This window comes from Lacrimispora sphenoides JCM 1415, from assembly GCF_900105615.1.
GTDB lineage: Bacteria > Bacillota > Clostridia > Lachnospirales > Lachnospiraceae > Lacrimispora > Lacrimispora sphenoides.
The window spans coordinates 768,674-787,363 of record NZ_LT630003.1 but is presented as its reverse complement, the minus strand read 5'-3'; the positions used below and the strand labels follow the sequence as shown (position 1 = coordinate 787,363).

16 protein-coding genes are annotated in these 18,690 nt (G+C 43.3%); 3 read left to right on the top strand and 13 right to left on the bottom strand.

The features are described from left to right. Positions 1 to 17: 17 nt before the first annotated feature. The 8 genes from BMX69_RS03470 to BMX69_RS03435 form a co-directional block, all read right to left on the bottom strand. Positions 18 to 857 (bottom strand): sugar phosphate isomerase/epimerase family protein, encoded by an 840-nt coding sequence (locus BMX69_RS03470; protein WP_100041566.1) that lies wholly within the window; start codon positions 855 to 857, stop codon positions 18 to 20. 9 nt (positions 858 to 866) lie between these two features. Then, on the bottom strand, positions 867 to 1,880 hold the full coding sequence (locus tag BMX69_RS03465) for a LacI family DNA-binding transcriptional regulator (RefSeq protein ID WP_100041565.1): 1,014 nt from the start codon (positions 1,878 to 1,880) through the stop codon (positions 867 to 869). A gap of 106 nt (positions 1,881 to 1,986) precedes the next feature. Beyond that, positions 1,987 to 3,645, bottom strand: coding sequence for a dihydroxy-acid dehydratase (gene ilvD / locus BMX69_RS03460; protein ID WP_100041564.1), 1,659 nt, complete (start codon positions 3,643 to 3,645; stop codon positions 1,987 to 1,989). A 49-nt stretch (positions 3,646 to 3,694) separates the two neighbouring features. Further along, positions 3,695 to 4,399, bottom strand: coding sequence for an ABC transporter ATP-binding protein (locus tag BMX69_RS03455; protein ID WP_054789387.1), 705 nt, complete (start codon positions 4,397 to 4,399; stop codon positions 3,695 to 3,697). Positions 4,400 to 4,402: 3 nt separating this feature from the next. After that, the gene (locus BMX69_RS03450; RefSeq protein WP_054789386.1) at positions 4,403 to 5,170 is read right to left on the bottom strand and encodes an ABC transporter ATP-binding protein; all 768 of its coding nucleotides are present in this window, start codon (positions 5,168 to 5,170) and stop codon (positions 4,403 to 4,405) included. Next, positions 5,170 to 6,036 carry a branched-chain amino acid ABC transporter permease gene (locus tag BMX69_RS03445; RefSeq protein ID WP_025232210.1) on the bottom strand — a complete coding sequence of 289 codons (867 nt, stop codon included), beginning with the start codon at positions 6,034 to 6,036 and terminating at the stop codon, positions 5,170 to 5,172. Before BMX69_RS03445 ends, BMX69_RS03450 begins: the two co-directional genes overlap by 1 nt. 12 nt (positions 6,037 to 6,048) lie before the next feature. Then, a complete protein-coding gene (locus tag BMX69_RS03440; protein ID WP_025232209.1) occupies positions 6,049 to 6,921 on the bottom strand; it encodes a branched-chain amino acid ABC transporter permease in 873 nt (290 codons plus the stop codon). 27 nt (positions 6,922 to 6,948) lie between these two features. Continuing rightward, positions 6,949 to 8,166, bottom strand: coding sequence for an ABC transporter substrate-binding protein (locus BMX69_RS03435; protein ID WP_100041563.1), 1,218 nt, complete (start codon positions 8,164 to 8,166; stop codon positions 6,949 to 6,951). Positions 8,167 to 8,550: 384 nt separating this feature from the next. Here BMX69_RS03435 and eda point away from each other — a divergent pair, with 384 nt between their 5' ends. Further along, positions 8,551 to 9,504, top strand: a complete 954-nt coding sequence (eda, locus tag BMX69_RS03430) for a bifunctional 4-hydroxy-2-oxoglutarate aldolase/2-dehydro-3-deoxy-phosphogluconate aldolase (protein WP_054789385.1) — start codon at positions 8,551 to 8,553, stop codon at positions 9,502 to 9,504. A gap of 311 nt (positions 9,505 to 9,815) precedes the next feature. Here the strand turns inward: eda and BMX69_RS03425 are convergent, their stop codons facing one another. The 3 genes from BMX69_RS03425 to BMX69_RS03415 form a co-directional block, all read right to left on the bottom strand. Continuing rightward, positions 9,816 to 11,183 (bottom strand): PQQ-dependent sugar dehydrogenase, encoded by a 1,368-nt coding sequence (locus BMX69_RS03425; protein ID WP_197678657.1) that lies wholly within the window; start codon positions 11,181 to 11,183, stop codon positions 9,816 to 9,818. Between the two features lie 94 nt (positions 11,184 to 11,277). After that, positions 11,278 to 12,123 (bottom strand): 2-oxoacid:ferredoxin oxidoreductase subunit beta, encoded by an 846-nt coding sequence (locus tag BMX69_RS03420; RefSeq protein ID WP_100041562.1) that lies wholly within the window; start codon positions 12,121 to 12,123, stop codon positions 11,278 to 11,280. After that, positions 12,124 to 13,791, bottom strand: a complete 1,668-nt coding sequence (locus BMX69_RS03415) for a 2-oxoacid:acceptor oxidoreductase subunit alpha (RefSeq protein WP_054789384.1) — start codon at positions 13,789 to 13,791, stop codon at positions 12,124 to 12,126. 347 nt (positions 13,792 to 14,138) lie between these two features. Here BMX69_RS03415 and BMX69_RS03410 point away from each other — a divergent pair, with 347 nt between their 5' ends. Continuing rightward, entirely contained in the window at positions 14,139 to 14,423 is a 285-nt protein-coding gene (locus BMX69_RS03410; protein WP_054789383.1) for a hypothetical protein, read from the top strand. Positions 14,424 to 14,642: 219 nt separating this feature from the next. Here the strand turns inward: BMX69_RS03410 and BMX69_RS03405 are convergent, their stop codons facing one another. Next, on the bottom strand, positions 14,643 to 14,849 hold the full coding sequence (locus BMX69_RS03405; RefSeq protein WP_054789382.1) for a hypothetical protein: 207 nt from the start codon (positions 14,847 to 14,849) through the stop codon (positions 14,643 to 14,645). Between the two features lie 553 nt (positions 14,850 to 15,402). On the opposite strand from BMX69_RS03405, the gene BMX69_RS03400 reads away from it, so the two are divergent. Beyond that, the gene (locus tag BMX69_RS03400) at positions 15,403 to 17,415 is read left to right on the top strand and encodes a KUP/HAK/KT family potassium transporter (RefSeq protein ID WP_100041561.1); all 2,013 of its coding nucleotides are present in this window, start codon (positions 15,403 to 15,405) and stop codon (positions 17,413 to 17,415) included. A 197-nt stretch (positions 17,416 to 17,612) separates the two neighbouring features. Here the strand turns inward: BMX69_RS03400 and BMX69_RS03395 are convergent, their stop codons facing one another. Beyond that, positions 17,613 to 18,461 (bottom strand): PhzF family phenazine biosynthesis protein, encoded by an 849-nt coding sequence (locus BMX69_RS03395; protein ID WP_100041560.1) that lies wholly within the window; start codon positions 18,459 to 18,461, stop codon positions 17,613 to 17,615. Positions 18,462 to 18,690 lie beyond the last annotated feature (229 nt).

Sequence of the window (18,690 nt, the reverse complement as noted above, 5' to 3'; positions counted from 1 at the left end):
CAGTCATCTCCTTATTTTTAATGCCAGTCATGCTGCTTCATATAGAGGATTCCAGATTCGGCAATCTCATCCGCACTCTTTTGTGGCTGAACCCAACCGGCGTCAAAGCCGCCGGGCGCAAATGTTTCCATTGTGATATGCCCTTTATAATCGTATCTTTGCATCAACCCCCATAAATCCTTCCACGGAAAGAATCCCTGACCCGGAACTCCTCTGTTATTGGAGCAGGCATGAAAATGATACATTTTTTCTTCCTTCAGCACGGCTTCAAACGCATCCGTGATGCTGTCTTCCTCAATTCCGGCCTGATATGTATCAAAATGTACCCCTACGTTTTCCTCTCCAATATCGGAAACAAGCTTTAACGCCTGAGCTGCTGTATTGACAACGCTGGTCCGATACCGGTTTAAAGGTTCAAGAGCAAGCCGCACACCGCATTCTTTTGCTATGGCAGAAACTTTACGGATACCAGTTACTGCAAGCTCCCACTCTTTTTTTTCATCATCCACAGACAGCCGGTGTTTCTTCCCTCCCCCCGTATAAAGAGGGCCGGCAAATACTTTTGCGGAAACTGCTTCCGCCGATTTCAAACATTCCGTCATATATTTTATTGTGTTCTTCCGGATCGTATCATCAAAATTGGAAAGATCACGCCCAGCTCCAAGTGCGGCGCAAAGGCTCACTTCCATATCCAGGGAACGGATTTCATCCACAAGTTTCTTCGGAATCTCAGGAAAAGTCATAGGAAGTTCCACTGCCGTAAATCCCATCTTAAAGGCTTTTTCTGGCAATCCTACACATTTAAGTCCCAGTTCATTCTCCCAATTCCAAAGATTAATTCCCCAGTGGTTGCTCATATATATCTCCTATCTTGTTGAAGCCCGTATAATTAAATCTGTCTCCAACAGCTCTTTTAAAGGCTGGGGGAGCACTCCCTTCTCATCTTTATATTGAATTTGATGAATCAGATTATTGGTCGCCCTTACACCTATATCATAAAATGGCTGTGCCACAGTGGAAAGCGGCGGCTCCACCATCCCTGAAAGAGTTACATTGTCAAAACTGAGTACAGAAACGTCTTTCGGAATTCGGATCCCCATCTCATGAAGGGCATGAAGAATAACAAATGCCTTCGGGTCGCTGGTTGCGAATATCGCATCCGGCCTGTTTTCCGAGTTCATCAAAGCCTGTGTCATGCTGTAGAAGCTGCTGCTTCCTGTCGCCTCCCTCATAACCAGGTTTTCATTATAAGGGATGTTATGATCTTCAAGCGCCGCCCGGTAACCCCTATGACGCTCATTATACAAATAAAGGTTCTCCCGCCCCAGCGCCAAAGCAATCTTTTTATGTCCGGATCCGATCAGGTAACGGACTGCATTATAGGCTGCTTTAAAGTTATCTATGGCAACAATATCTATTTTTCCCTCGTCCTTGGCATAAAAGCGGTTTATGAGTACAAGGGGGAATCCTTCTGTGCGGAGGTTTCTTATATGGATCGAGTTTGGAAGCATGGAGCCTACAATAAACCCATCCACCAGACGTGATTTCATAGTAGAAATATAGTCTTTTTCAACACCGCTGTTTTCGTCGGTATTGCATAGAATTACCGTGTAATTTTTTTGTCTAGCCGCATCTTCGACCCCCCGCGTAATCATGGGAAAAATAAGGTTCTGGATATCCGGAAGCATAAGGACTATGGTATTGGTCCTGCCCATTTTCAGACCTTTCGCCATGACGTTGGGGCTGTAGCCTGTTTTCTGGATGGCATCCATGACACGCATCCTTGTGTCATCACTTACATAACTTTTTCCACTTAAAACTCTCGATACGGTTGTCGCTGAAACACCTGCCAATTCTGCAACCACTTTAATATTTGTCATTCCAATCACCTCAATATGTGAATTCCATAATATGGATTCTTTTCCCTAATTTTATCACACATTGTCAGAATATACACGAAATTTCAGCATAGTCGTTTAATTGCATTCAGTCTTCCCAAAATACAGTTGCTCCACGGTGTGCTGAGGTACAATTTTTGCGGTAAAGATTTAACCATCCCTTAGCCGGTTTATGAACGGGTTCGAAACGTTTTCTTCTGTCAGCAAATTCCGCTTCTGTCACATCTACCGTCAGCATCCTCGCCTCAACATCGATATAAACCATATCTCCGTCTTTGATCAAAGCCAGGTTTCCGCCCTCATAAGCCTCCGGACTCACATGTCCGATTGCAAGACCGCCGGTTGCACCCGAAAATCTGCCGTCGGATACAAGGGCAAGCCGGCTGCCAAGTCCTTTTCCGAGAACAGCTGCCATAAATGTCTCCATATGGGGCATTCCCGGGCTGCCCTTCGGTCCTTCATACCGGATAATTACAACATCGCCGGCCACAATTTCATCCCTTAAAATCGCATTCCAGGCATCGTCCTGAGAATCGTAACACTTGGCCGGTCCTGAAAATTTCCATGCTGCCGGATCTACCGCACTGAATTTGACAATCGCACTGTCCGTTCCGATATTGCCATGAAGAACGGCAAGTCCACCCTGTTCATGGATGGGATTTTCCACAGAATGAATCACATCCATATCATTATTTTCAACAAGTTCCGCCTTATCGCCGATGGTGCCGAACATGCCGCCTGCTGCCGTATCGATTTTCCCTGCTTTGGCAAGTTCTTTCACAACAGCCCCAAGCCCTCCGGCCGCATCAAATTCTTCCATTGTATAAGTTGGATGGTTGGGATAAATGGTGCTGATAACGGGCACTTCACGGCTGATTCTATCAAAGGTTTCAGGGACAATATCGCATTTTACCTGACGTGCAAGTGCCGGGATGTGAAGCAGGCTGTTGGTAGAACCTCCCGTTGCCATCATATAGCGTACGACGTTCTCAAAGCTCTTTTGTTCTATAAAATCACTTGGCCGTCTTTCTTCCTTTACTGCCTCCACAATCTTTTCAGCCGCTTCCCTTGCCATCTCATGCCAACGGGGGGTCTGGCTGCGGACACTTGCGTTACCGTGAGGAGAAAGGCCAAGAACTTCGGCCATGGCGCACATGGTATTAGCCGTTCCCATAAAGGGGCAGGCTCCCGGAGTCGGGCAGGCATTTCTCACGATTCCTTTGTAATCCTCTTCGCTCATATCACCCGCAATGTAGGCTGCATAAGCCTGCTTTGTATGGGTCAGAGTCAGCATTTTCCCCTTATAATGACCTGCCGCCATGTATCCGCCTGTAAGCATAACGGTTGGAATATCCACCCTCAAAGCGCCCATGATCATACCCGGAACAACTTTGTCACAGGTTGCCATGATAATCATGCCTTCCAGCATGTTTAATTCTGCAACCGTCTCCACTTCACTCGATACCAGATCTCTGGCCGGAAGCGTGTAACGGTCACCCGGTGTATTGGAGCAAATTCCGTCACAGACACCGGTGATAGGAAGTTCCAGTGCAAGTCCACCGGCTTTATAGATTTCCTCCTTCATCTCTGCGATGACATCTTTAAAGGGGAAATGTCCCGGATTCATTTCATTCCATGAGTTTATCAGGCCGATTATAGGTCTGGCCGCATCCTCAGGCGATATTCCCATCGCATAAAGCAGTGTATTGCGATGATCCATAGACTCTTCATTCCACTGACGTATCATCTTTTCTCCTCCTGTCATTATCCCTAAATTGATACTTAATGACGCTGCATCAGCCTCCCAGATAAGCTTTCCTAACCACATCAGACTTCATCAGTTCTTCACCTGTTCCGCAGATGTTTACCATACCGTTTTCAAGAACATATGCTTTATCGCAGATCGAAAGCGCTTTTCTCGCATTCTGCTCAACAAGCAGAACAGTAATTCCGGAATCCCGTATCTCCTTAATTAAATCATACACCTGGTTTACAATAATCGGCGCAAGTCCAAGGCTGGGTTCATCAAGCAGCAAAATCCTGGGATGCTCCATAAGTCCCCTGCTGATAGCCAGCATCTGCTGCTCGCCGCCCGAGAGAGTTCCGGCAAACTGGTGCTCTCTTTCTTTCAGAATAGGGAAACGCTTAAACTGCTCTTCAATATCTTTTTCCAGCTGTTTTCTATGATGTAAATACCCGCCGACCAGCAGGTTATCACGAATGGTGAGGCCAGAGAAGGTTTTACGTCCTTCCGGCACATGTACAATTCCTTTCGCAACGATTTTGCTTGACTTGGAAGGTATTGGCTCCCCCAGGAATTCGATGGTTCCCTCGACTGGCTTCACCAGACCGGAGATGGTCCGCAGGAGAGAGGTCTTTCCGGCTCCATTGGAGCCGATGATGCTGACAATCTGCCCTTCATCCGCTTCCACATGGACCTTTTTCAGTGCCCTGACATGACCATAGGTGACGCTTAAATCCATTACTTTCAGCATTGCCATGTGTTATCCCTCCTCCTTTCCAAGATACGCCTCAATTACTTCCGGATTTCTCTGGATTTCTGCAGGGGTACCCACTGCAATCGTCTTTCCGAAGTTCTGGACATGAATGATATGTGAAATGGTCATAACCAGCTCCAGCCTGTGTTCTATCAAAAGAATTGCAAATCCAATATCTTTGGAAAGTCTTGAAATCAACTCCGTCAATTCCTGGACCTCTGTAGGATTCAGTCCGGCAGCCGGCTCATCTAAGAGCAGTACCTTTGGATTACAGGTCAGCGCCCTTGCGATCTCAATACGGCGCTGCATGCCATAGGCCAGGTTTTCCGGCCGTTCATTCTTATAGTCAGCCATTCCCACCATTTCCAGGTAATGTTCGCAAAGTTCAATTCCTCTCTTTTCCTCGCTTTTGCGTTTCGGTGTTGGAAAAAGGCCTCCGATTATGGAATACTTCGACTGGGGATCAAATGCGCACATAACATTCTGCAATACGGTAAGTCCCTTAAATAAGCGGATATTCTGAAAGGTGCGTCCCATTCCTTCTCTCGTAACGAGATATTGTTCTTTTCTGGTTACATCCTTCCCATCTAACATCACCGTTCCCTGATCCGCCGTGTATACATTGGATATAACATTGAAAATAGTTGTTTTTCCGGCTCCGTTTGGTCCTATAATTCCATGGATCTCTCCCGCATCTGCACGGATAGAAAAATCCTGAATAGCCTTTACACCGCCAAAGCTTTTATAAATATTCTTAACCTCCAGCAAGCTCATCAGTCTTCCTCCTTCTGCAGCTTTACCCGGCCTTTTCTTCTTCTTAACAAATCTGCAAGCTCATACTCGCCTAAAAGTCCCGAAGGTTTAAAGTTGATAATTAACAATACCAGGATTGCATAAATAATGCTTCTGTAATTTGCAAGCCCTCTCAACACTTCCGGGAGACCGCTTAAGATCGTGGCTCCCAGGATTGATCCCGTCAGACTGTTCACGCCTCCGAAGAAAACCATGATTACCCAGTCGGCGCTCTTCTTCCAGCCGAAAATGCTGGGATCCACGTATGTAATATAGAAAGCATACAGGCAGCCACTGAAGGAGGTAAGGGCAACACTCAATAGGAACGATGTGATTTTGATTTTTGGGACATTGATTCCCATGGCCTTCGCCGCAAGCTCATCTCCCCGGATCGCAATGCACTGGCGTCCGTATTTGCTGTTTTTAAACCAGTTTACCAGCAGGATTGCAATGACTGCAAACGTGAATGCCATCAGCGTTGTGGTTTTTTTCGGAATACCGATGAAACCGGAAGCGCCGCCTGTAAGCTTTGTCGTTCTGTTTAACAGAGCGGTAATCGCTTCTCCAAATCCAAGTGTAACCAGGGATATGTAATCCCGTCTTAACCTTACGGTTGGAATACCCACCACAAAGCCAATACCAACCGCGATTATAACAGCCGCGATACAGGCAAGGGGAAACGGGACACCCAGTTTTACGACAAAAATACCGGATACATAAGCTCCAACCGCCATGAATGCCGCCTGCCCAAGGCTGAACATTCCCGTAAGTCCTGTCAGAACATACACGCCCGCAACTGCAACAAGCGTAATACATATCTGCGTGAAAATATTCATGTATAATATCATTGTGAGTACCCCCTATGCCTTTTCCTGAATATTGCTGCCGGCAATTCCGCTTGGGCGGAGTAATAAAAACACAAGCATAATAAGGAAAATAAATACCGGGGTGTATCCCGAACCCACAGTACTGATTAACAGTGTCTCAAGCAGCCCGAGAAGCACGGCTCCGATGATCGCGCCCGGCAGACTTCCCAGACCTCCGATTACCGAAGCAATAAATCCTTTTACTACCAGGCCGCCCAGAGTCGGGTACAATGTGTAGTTAATGCCCAGAAATACACCTGCAAGTCCGGCAAGAGCACCTGAAACCACAAACGCAAACTGAATAATCCGTGTAGCATCAATCCCCATCAGGTTCGCAGTATCCCTGTCAAAGCTGACGCTTCGGAGTGCCCTGCCGATTCTGGTTTTCTGAATAATATAGGCCAGTACAAGGAGTGCAACAGCGCTGGTACAGAACATCAGGAGATCTGATGTAGAAACAACAACCGACCCAAACTTAATTGCCGCCTTTTTAAAGAACTGAGGATAGCTGTAAAAATTTGCCCCAACTTTCAAGGTAACAAGTCCTTCATACAGCGTTCCTAAAGTAATAGAGGAAACGAAAAAGTATACGGAAGAGCTGTTACGCTGTATAATACGGCGAAATGCCACAAATTCTCCAATCAGTGCAATGCAGCCGCCCGTTACTATCGCAACCAGGATTGTCGGAATCAAACCCAGTCCTTTGGAAGCTACCAAAAAGTATCCAACAAATGCACACAGCGTCATGGTAGCACCATGAGAGAAATTTGAAAACTTTAAAACATTAAATATCAATGAAAAGCCTGTCGCAATCAGCGCGTAGACAGATCCCGTCGCAAGGCCGTTGATTATAATCTGCAGTGACATGATATGCCTCCATCCATTTTATAAGCTTTAGTTATCTGCGCTGAATCTTTCCAACATTTTTGGTGTTGTTCCTTCATAGGTAAACATAACCATATCAAGACCGGTAGTCATATGAGTCTTTGGATCAATGGAGATATTTCCGGTAAGGCCTTTAAAATCCTTTACATTTTCAATCGCAGTACGAAGAGCAGCGGGGTCATCTGTTCCTGTTTCTTCCAGACACTTAACGGCAATTTTAACGATGTCATATCCAAGGAAAAATTTGTTGGTAGCTTCTACCCCTGTTTTTTCTTTAACCGCTGCAATCATTTTCTGAAGCTCCGGCTCCGTGTCATCCACATTGTTAATGCAATATACGCCATCACTGCTACCACCAAGCATAGTGTTGAAAGGCGGACATGCATCCAGGCCGCAGATGATTGCACCTTCATATCCCAGCGCACGTGCTGCCGTAACAATGTTTACAAGATCCTTGGTGTAGTTTGGCGCATAGATGGCATCAACATTTGCATTCACGATAGGGGACAGTAAGGTTTTAAAGTCTGTATCGTTTGCATTATAAGCAACCTGCTGTTTCCCATCAACCGTACCGCCGTTTTCAGTAATTGTGGAAATGAAAGGATCTTTCAAAGAAAGCGAGTAAGCATTACTTTCATTATAAATAACGCCGAAGGTCTTAAAGCCGTTCTTCATAGCGTACTTTGCCATAATCGCTCCCTGCTGGATCGCATTGGGCTGAAAACAGAACATGTTCTTATATGGAGTGCCATCCGCCTTAAGCTGTGCACTGGGATCCATGGCAAGGCCCATAACCGGAACTTCATACTGCTCCGAGGTTTCCTTGATAGCCAGAGCGATATTGGCAACAGGCGGTCCTACGATAAGGGAAACCTTGTCAGAAGTAACCGCTTTTGTATATGCGTTAATAGCTTCTGTTACATCCGCCTTGGTATCATAGGTGTTCATAACTAGCTTTTTCCCTTTTACTCCGCCATTCTCATTGATTTCATCCACGGCCCACTGCGCTCCTGCCTGCACCATCTGGCCAAGGCTGGAAGTAGCGCCCGTAATGTCCTGGAGACATCCGATTAAGATTTCTCCATCCGTTGCCGTTCCCCCCGCTTTGGTTTCCGTTCCTGATGATGCTGCATTTGCAGCGGTGGTTGAAGGCGTCTGGGAACTTCCGCATGCCGCCAGATTGAATGTCATCAGACCCGCACAAATAATTGCTATTGCTTTTTTCATATACACTTCTCCTTTTCTCTTTTGAAAGAATAAGCACCCCTTGTCAGATACTTTCCTCCGTTTTTTCGTGATACTTTGACAGTTTCCCTTTTAACCATCAATATGTTATCGTTTTCATACTGATTTTTAAAAAATTTAAAGAGTATATTTCGCTATTTTGCTCAAATATTACTCTTTAAATCCAAAAACATCATACATCTTTTTTATCTTTATGTCAATATATACAAAAAAACTTTTTTTAAATATTTATTTAGTATATGAAAAGGTTGTCATATACAGCGTTTTTTATGCCTTTTTGTTGACAACGATAAAGATGTGAGTATAATTTAGATAATCAGGATAAATAAAATACTATAAATTATTGCAATTAAGGAGAGTTCAACTATGAATGAAATTCTGAATAGGATTCATAAAATCGGCATTATGCCGGTTGCAGTACTTGATGATGTAAAAAACGCGGTTCCTCTTGCAGAGGCTCTCTGCGGCGGGGGGATTCACTGTGTAGAAATTCCCCTCTCCACCAATGCAGCCGAAGAATCCATTCGCATAATGACTGAACGGTTTCCCCAAATGCTGATCGGAGCCGGCGACATTCTGACAGCCGCACAGGCCAGTCTCGCAGTTAATGCAGGAGCAAAATTTATCATTAGTCCGGAGTTCTCATCATCTGTTGTAAAATATTGTATGGACAGGGCTATACCAGTAATACCGGGTGTTTCCACTCCGGCTGATGTTGAAACGGCAATTTCATTTGGGCTTGACGCTGTAATAGTTTCCTCTGCCGGACAGGATGGGGGCCTCCATATGAACCAGACCATGTATTCATCCTATAATCACATAAACTTCATTCCGGCTGACGGCATAAATGAGAAAAACAGCAGTTCCTATCCGGCTTTCGATAATATTCTGGCCTGCAGCTTGATGGTGGAACAGGAATTGATCCAGGCAGGGGAATCTGAAAAAATACGCGATCTGACAACGAAGGCCATCCAGACTATGCTGGGTTTCGAATTCACTCATATTGGAATAAACTTAAGTACCGATGAGGAAGCAGAAAAAACAGCGGGAATATTTGAAGCAATGTTCGGATTTCAAAAAAAATCAGGAGCCGGTTCTGTATTCGCCGGTACTGCCATTGAATGTATGAAGCCTCCTTACTTCGGTACGAAAGGTCATATCGCTATCTCCACCAACTCCATTGTCCGTGCAAAAAATTATTTTGAAACAGCAGGTTATAAGTTCAATGAAGCCTCTGCAAAATTCAATAATGATAAAATGATTGTAATCTATTTTGAAGAGGAAGTCGGAGGCTTTGCGGTTCACATTCTTCAGCGGTGATTTGAACCGACAGAATTTGTTTCGATATGGGATACCGATAGCTGAAGATATACCTTTCATTATTTGTCTTTGCTTCTTATCAAATGTCCAGTCTCTATTAGATAAAATTAAAGCCGCAGGCATTCATGCCTGCGGCCTATAAATGGAGATAGTAGGATTCGAACCCATGACCTCTTAAATGCCATTCAAGAGCTCTCCCGTTATGTCGGGTGTGCACTTGTCTGGAACTCCAAAAGCATATAGCGATGGATATAAGAAAGAAAATTTGGATCATTCTATTCCTTTCTTTTTCGAAGGTACTGTTTTTTGCACTAATCCGTCCGGGTCACTCTCCAGATGACCCCTGTATTCGGAATAAACACATCCGGGTTCCCCTGAATATTCAGTCCGGTATCTACGATATACATTGCTCCGTCAGGACCGAATAACAGATGGGCCGGCCTCTCAAGACCACCTCCGTTTGACAAAGAGGACGGAAACCCCGTCCGATTGATGGCAAACGTGCTGATGGTCCTGGATTTCATATCGATTTTGGATATTCTGTGTCCTGCATTCGCATAAGATATGGTATCGCCGACCTGGGAGTGTATGGTGCTGCCATATTCAGCGATGTACACATCCCCATAAGGACCGAATTTGGGATTATAGTTAAATTCAAACCCTCTTATAGAGGAATTGGGCGGAAAAGTCACGTAAGGCCTTGGGGGAATATTGGGCTGATTTTTAAAGAGAAGAGAAGGCTGTACACCTCCGCTAGGGGTAAAACGCGGCGAATTTACGGGTTCGCCACCGGAATAATCCGGCCATCCATACCACAAATTAGGTGTAATATAATAAAAATCATCCGTAGCATTCTCGATGGGCCTGCTTCCCACTGCCTGATAACCGTTATTGACCGCATACAACTGCCCGCTGTAGTCAAATCTTAGGTAAGAAGGATTTCTGAATCCCCATGCGACCTGTTCTAAGTTGGAGCCGTCCAGATTTGCCCTTAGAATACTTCCTGACGCCTTGATATACCGCTTTCTGATCTCGTACTCTATATTGGGAATGCCATAGGGAGAAAAAGCACCCGTTAAAGCGATATCATCGGGTAAGCCTTCTGTCAGTATGTTATTTGTTGCGAAGTTTTGTCCATAAAGCATAGTGTAATCTCCTGTGTAATCACACAGAAGAGGAGAAACTGTCACCCACTCATTGTCATTCCCAACGACACCGCTGTTAGTCACCGTTCCCTGCCCGAAATACATCTTATTATCCGGAGAAAAGGTGACCGGGCTGTTATAGTTATCGCCGTTGCTGGGCAGCCCCATAATGATATTCTGCCTTGTACCATCTTTGTATATCTTTGTGATAAATCCTCTGTGAGATACGTAGATTACACCGTTTAAATAATTAATCCCTGATATGGGGGTAATAAAATCATCTGCGATCGTTTCAAACTGACCATTGATCATCTGCAATATCCGGGGATTTCCGGTAGCCAAACCGGAATCAGCCACCAGGATCTCCCCGTTTTCATTAAAAACCATCCCAATCGGAGAATTAAGACTTTTTATAAATACTTCTATCTGATAACCTGTGACAATATAAATATCAGATGGATTCAAATACCTTTCCGTAAAACCATTGTCTTCATTGCAGGAGCTGATTTTTCTCCCATTACTATTATAGAACATTGGCTTTTTCCAGGAATTTTTTTATTACATTATATTCATGATTGTTAAGATTATACAGTTATAGGAAATAATGCAGCAAGCTTATTTCATAGAATTATATAAAGCTGTGAATCAGGTCCTTGAGCACGCTTTCCTCTGTTTTTTGTTCTATCAGTGGCAGTCCGTCTTTTAAAAGCCTGTTTTTTCTATGGAACTCCATTTTTTCTTCCCGATAGAGGATGCCGGTGGGGATTTTTTCACTGACTTCCATCGATATTTTAATGGCTTCCAGCCGATCCGTGGGGTCATAATCGTCTCCAAGAGGCGCCGCCATATTTTTATAATAGGCAAAGGTATTGATTTTGTTGAAGCTGATGCAGGGCTGCAGGATATCCACAAACGCATACCCTGGATAAAGGATGGCCTCCTTCATGATGCTCACCAGCTGTTTTGAATCACCGCTGAAGCCTCTCGCAACAAATCCCGCTCCCGAAGCAATGGCCAGGAGCACTGGATTTAAGGGCGTATTTCTGTTGCCGTCGGTCTGAACTCCCGTAATGAGCCCTTCACCGCTGGTGGGCGATGCCTGCCCCTTGGTCAGGCCGTATATCTGATTGTCATGAACAAAATGTGCGATATTGACATTCCTTCTTATGTTGTGAATAAAATGGTTGCCTCCTTCACCGTAAGAGTCCCCGTCTCCGGAATTTACTATGACAGTGAGCTCTTCATTGGCAATCTTGGCGGCAACTGCAGCCGGAAGTGCCCTTCCGTGAAGCCCGCAGAAGCTGTTGGCACTTAAATACTGAGGCGTTTTCGCTGCCTGACCGATTCCTGCCACCATCAGCACTTTATTTGGCTCTATGCCCAGCTCCTCCAACGCCGTTTTCAGACTGTTTAATATGGAGAAATTTCCGCACCCCGGACACCAGGCTGTTTCATAAGTTGTGAATTTATCCATCTACTTGGAACCTCCTTCCAACACCTGCTTTGCAATTTCTTCTCCGGATATCTGTCTGCCGTCATATTTCAAGATGCTTTTATGGCATTCTATGCCTGTCTGCTCCCTTATGAGAGAGGCCAACTGGCCCGTGGCATTCTGTTCCACGTTGATTAAGGCCCTGCCCTTTGCATAGATGTTCAGTTTTTCCTGAGGAAGGGGATAAATGTCTCCAAATACCAAAGCTCCATATCTTCCATCCCCGCTTTTATTCAGCAGGGATACGGCCTCCCTGATGGGACCATAGGTAGACCCCCAGCCCAGGAGAAGGATTTCGCACTGCTCTTCTCCCATAAACTCCGGCTCCGACAGCTCCTGGATAAGGCCCTTTAATTTTCTCATCCTCTTATCTACCATTTGATTCCTGACTTCTGCCGATTCCGTTATCCAGCCTCTTTCATCATGCTCATCACTGTCAGCGGCCACAAGATGGCTGGTCAGTCCCGGGATAAGCCTGGGAGAGATACCGTCCTCCGTTATCCTGTAACGCAGATACTCCCCTTCTGCTTCATTTGCATGGCTGACCAGTTCCAGCCCGGATGTGTCAAAGGGCTTTACACAAGCCGTTGTATCTCCCAGATATTGATCACTGAGCAGTATGACGGGAATCTGGTATTTTTCAGCCAGGTTCAGCGCCCGGAAAGTCTGATAAAAAGCATCCTCATGATTTCTCAAAGCTATGACCAGTCTGGGGAATTCCCCCTGTGATGCAGAAATAACGAACTTTAAATCGCTTTGCTCTGTTCTTGTGGGGAGACCGGTCGCCGGGCCGGGTCTCTGCACATCCACGGCCACCAGAGGAATCTCCGCAATGCCGGAAAATCCCAGCGCTTCTACCTTTAAGCAGAAGCCGCCTCCGCTGGTCCCGGTCATGGCCCTTGCTCCCGCAAAGGAAGCACCCAATGCCATATTGACCGCAGCGATCTCATCTTCCGCCTGCTCCACCACGATCCCAGCCTCATGTCCCACAGAAGCCAGATATTCCAAAACAGCCGTGGAAGGAGACATGGGATAAGCGGAATAAAACTTAAGCCCACCGGCCACCGCACCAAGTCCCAGGGCCTTGCTGCCAGAAATGAGCATGTATTCCTTATAGCCGCCATCCAGATGCTTAAATTTCGCATCAACGGCTGTGTAGCCTGCTTCAGCCGCCTTTACATTGACCTCAAGGATCTCTTTCTTCATGACACTGGCCATGACTTCACCTGCATATGTAAATGGCTCGCCAAAGAGCTTCAATACCGCGCCCACCGCCACGCTGCCGGAAGCCTTCACATTCCCCAGTTCTTTCGCTATTTTATTCATGGGAAGCTTAATAATTCTGGAATCCTCATCCGGATAAGCAAAGCTGCTGTCACATAATATAAATCCTTTGGCCGTCAGTTTATGCTTATGCAAATCAATGGTTTCCTCATTTAAGGCTACAATCCCATCCAAAACATCGCTGTGTGAGGTTATTTCCTCCGTCCCGAAGCGAAGCAGGGAAAAATTGTGCCCGCCGCGCACGCGGGACATGAAATCTCTGGTGGTATAGATATAATATCCGGAATGCTTCAGCAGCTTTTCCAGAATTGCGACCGTGGTGTCAATGCCCTGCCCGGCAGCACCACCAATCAGAATATTATACATAGACTTTCCTCCTTTAGAATTTTGACTAATTATATCTTATTTTCGCAATATTATCAATATTCCTCTTAATAAGCACGAAATATCTGCATTAAGTTTGTTAATTTTTTATTTATTTCAACAAAATATTTTAAAATTCATAATTTGACAGACCAATCACTGGACCAGCTTGAGGGATTTTCTTTTATTTTGCAGAATCATCGGACTATAACCGCCCCGGCATAATATTTTTGACTATTAATTAATTTACTATTTTGTATTCTCCTCTTTCTGCCATAATAAAAAACTTTTATTTTCAATAACTATAAAATGTGCTATTATAAAATAAAACTATATAATAGGGAGGCACTATGACACACTATATCATTGTAAAATTTCTAGATACTATTTCTAATAAAGAAGAATTAATCAGCCAAATTAATGATCTGTTTTTACGTGCAACTGAGATACCTGGAATCCAACAGGTTCAGACGTTTTCATCTTGTATTGACAGGGCAAACCGCCATGATTTAATGATACAAATGGTTTTTGAACCGGAGATTCTGAATGTATGGGATTCATCAGAGATTCACCAAAAGTGGAAGGATGATTTCGGGAAATATCTTGCAGCCAAGACTATTTTTGATTGCAGATAAAAAGTATCAATTACCAATCATCACGGATTTATAAATCCTGACATTTTCCATCTGGTCGACTGTGAGATTCCTCCATGGCTCAATGCCTCTAAGTATGTTTCTCATGATTCTTGGCGAGAAATCAAGAAATTCGAATCAACATGTATAAGAACGAAATATTGCGAAGAAAATCGCTTGAATTATTGGAGATGAGTAGCCGGTAGACAGCCGGCTATGATATTAGACTGGTTCTGGAGATCCAATTCTTTCAGATGCTCCATGTTCATATAGCGCTTTGTTCCCCATTGAGTCCCTGTATCGTGTCGCAGTCTGGCATATACAAGCAATCCGTTTATTCATATTATCAATTACATTCTGCTCATAGTAAGGGTATGCCTGAATCAATGCGTTCTGAACATCTAAGATCATTAAAACCATATTTCTCATATATTCTCTCCATTTCGCTCCACACTTAAGTACTTTTTCATTGCTACTGCTGACATAAATACAATCAACCCATTTATCCGGTCAGTCTTCCATACGTTTTACAAAATTCCCCTTATAAGCGATTTATAATTATGATTAAATAAGAGGCTTTCACATTTGTCTAGCAAATATATTTCATAGGAACTATTGAAAATAAGGAGGATTAGTGCTAGCATACAATAATCAGGACCAATGGCTTCACATTAGCAGAAAGAAGTACTTGATGCTGTCTGCCGCCAAATCCTGCACAATTTAACAGCTTCGCATTCAGCTTAAGGAATATTTAATTTGACATACCTAATTCTTTCTTGTAAAATACCCATATCAAAAGGGAGTAGTTTGCACTGAATAAGTGTTTGCGATAGCATCAATACGATTATAATCAACGCTTTTTAAGCATACTATAATCTGCATCGCAACGAAGTAACAAGACTTTTGTTGTAATGTTTATGTTACAGCAGGGGTTTTTTTTTGACTTTTTTACAAAAAAGCAAAATATAGCAAAGGGGATATCATGGAATTATCATCAAAACACTCTGACATTTCAAAATTAACACTTGGAGGAACTCTGGTAACATTAGGTGTCGTATACGGAGATATCGGTACTTCACCGCTTTATGTTATGAAATCCGTTATTTTCGGGAATGGCGGAATCCAACATGTTTCAGAAAATTTTATTCTGGGGACCTTATCTCTGGTATTCTGGACACTCACGATTTTAACAAGCATAAAATATGTTTGCATTACACTAAAGGCAGACAACAATGGAGAAGGTGGCATCTTCTCACTTTATACACTTGTCAGAAGCCGTTCCAGGTGGTTGATCATACCTGCCATGATCGGAGGTTCTGCACTGCTAGCTGATGGAATGCTGACACCGGCAGTAACCGTTACATCAGCCGTTGAGGGACTCAAACTGCTCCCAGTCTTTCAAGATCTTTTTGGCAATAGCCAGAAAAATATTGTTTTACTTGTTATTTTCATTATCTGCGTCCTGTTTTTTATCCAGCATATAGGCACTGAATTTATTGGAAAACTGTTTGGTCCCATTATGTTTTTATGGTTCTGCAGCCTGGCTTTTTTTGGTATTATCAATTTAGTGGGAAATCCATTCCTGCTGCGCGCATTGTCCCCTCATTATGCAATCAATATCCTGTTCAGCGACGATAACAAGCTTGGCTTTTTTATTCTGGGAAGCATATTTTTATGTTCTACCGGAGCAGAAGCACTCTACTCGGATATGGGACATGTAGGAAGAAAAAATATCTATTTTACATGGCCATTTGTTAAAATATGTTTATTGCTGAACTATTTTGGACAGGGTGCATGGGTTTTATCTGCAAAAGGTAATCCTGCTCATGCCTTAATAGAGGACATCAATCCTTTTTATCAGATGATCCCTCATGGTATGCTGATATATGGTATCGTAATTTCTACTTTTGCCGCCATTATCGCATCACAAGCCTTGATTTCAGGTTCCTTTACCCTTGTATCGGAAGCAATCAAACTGAATCTGTTTCCAAAACTTCATACGTTATATCCTTCCCATTTAAAGGGCCAGCTTTACATTCCTGCAATCAACCGGATTTTATGCTTTGTCTGTATCGGAATCGTTCTTTACTTTCAAAGTTCCGAGAAAATGGAATCCGCGTATGGTCTTGCCATAACAGTTACCATGCTTATGACAACCATTCTGTTATTTAACTATATGCTGAAGAAAAAGACACCCATTGTGCTTGCGGTCATCATGCTTGTTTTCTTTATGAGTTTTGAAGTTTCTTTCTTCCTGGCAAACATTCTTAAATTTTTCCATGGTGGATTTGTTGCTGTCATTATTGCAGTTACCATCTTATTTGTTATGTATCTCTGGGACAGGTCTCATATTATAAAGATGCGCTACGTGGAGTATGTACCGATTAAAAGCTACATTCCGCAGCTAAGCCAGCTATGTACTGATCCAGAAGTTCCAAAATACGCCAGCAACCTTGTATGCTTAAGTAACTGTTCTAAACCAAAGGAAATCGAACGTAAAATCATGTACTTCCTTTTAGATAAACGCCCCAAAAAAGCGGACGTCTACTGGTTTGTAAACGTTTCTGTAACAGATGAACCTTATCAGGCTGAATATGCGGTTGAAAACTTTAATACGTCCAATATTATGAAAATAGATTTAAAGCTTGGATTCCGCATCGATCAGAGTCTGAATGTTTTTTTAAGGCAGATATCAACAGATTTGGTAAAGAATAAGGAAATAGAACCACAGACCAGCACATACTCCATTTTACCTAACCGCAGCCTGGGAGATTTCCGCTTTGTGTTTATTCAGGAAATCCTTTCCCATGAATCCTCTTTATCCGCCTGGGACTCTCTTCTGTTAAGAACCAAGTTCTTCATACAGAAATTTACCGCTTCCCCAACGAACTGGTTTGGACTTGATACCAGTGATGTTTATATTGAAAAGGTACCGATGTTTCTTGGGCATTCAGATCATGTTGTCTTAAAAAGAAACGATGGAAAAAAGAGTTAATAAGTTAAAAGTTAAGGACTTCTATGAAAATCAATTCATAGGAGTCCTTTTTTTGTAGCTGACGCACAGATACAAAATCATTGTCTTTTTAATATATAAAGCTCAAATAAAAACAAGGCAAAACACGTCTCCACATGTGTGGAATGTATGAAAAAGATACTTCTTGAATCTAGTGAGACCTTGGTAGTAGCGTATATTTAAATTAAAAGTTGTCCTTTCGCAATTATCTTAACATCTCCGGCCACCTTAATGTGTCCTGTGGATTGATCCGCAAATACTTTTATCTTGCTGGGTCTTCCTACAAAACCACCTTGATTAATTAATATATCTTCATCAGCATTGTAAATATTCCATTTATAGAAATAAGCTCCAGTCGGACCAGCTGCACTGCCGGTTGCTACATCCTCGATCAATCCTCTGTTATCCCAAGTACGACCTTCCATTCTATCTACACTAAACAAATAAACAAATTTAGCTTGAATTTTCTCTAATTGTTCCTCAAAGTCTTTGGTAATGATTTTTGCCTTTTCTAACCCTGAAGCAAGAGGAACAATCAAATATGGTAATCCAGTTGAAACAACCTCCATTGGAAGCGTGGGATGAAGATGGTCTGTTGTAAGATTTAGTGCATGCAAAAACATATTGACCAATTCACCCTCAACAGTTCCCAAAAATCCGGGTACCCCCTGATTCATCGTAGCTTGAAAATAGCCTTCCATTTTTACTGATTCCGCTTGCAAGGTTTTATTGTTTAACTCAAAAACTGCGGTTGCGTTTTGTATTTCTGCATACAGTCTCTCGTGAATTACTGCCATGGCTCCTAAAATCGGATGCCCGGCAAAATCCAATTCCTCTTCCACAGTAAAGATTCTAGCGCGAAAACGCTTCTCTCCGGTCTGTCTGAGAAAAATAGTCTCAAATTGCTTGAACTCCTGCGCAATTGCCTGCATAAATTGCACACTCATATCTTCTTCATGAAATATAACGGTCAAGCCATTCCCTGACAGAATTTCAGAACTAAACACATCTACATGATAATAAATCATTTGCTTTCTCCTTCTTCACCGCATAGCGTTTATTTAACAAGTTGTTTTTTATATAGTACTCTCCAGCAAGCAAATCACTTCTGTATGTGTAGATGCTGTGATTCGGATTCCCCAAAAGCGCAGTTAGGTCGTGGCGAGGCCTATGTTTTTTCTAGAAAACCAGATTACGGTTAAAATAACGGTTAAAGCCACATTTGTTCATAGAAAATGCTCCCTTCTAGATAAACAG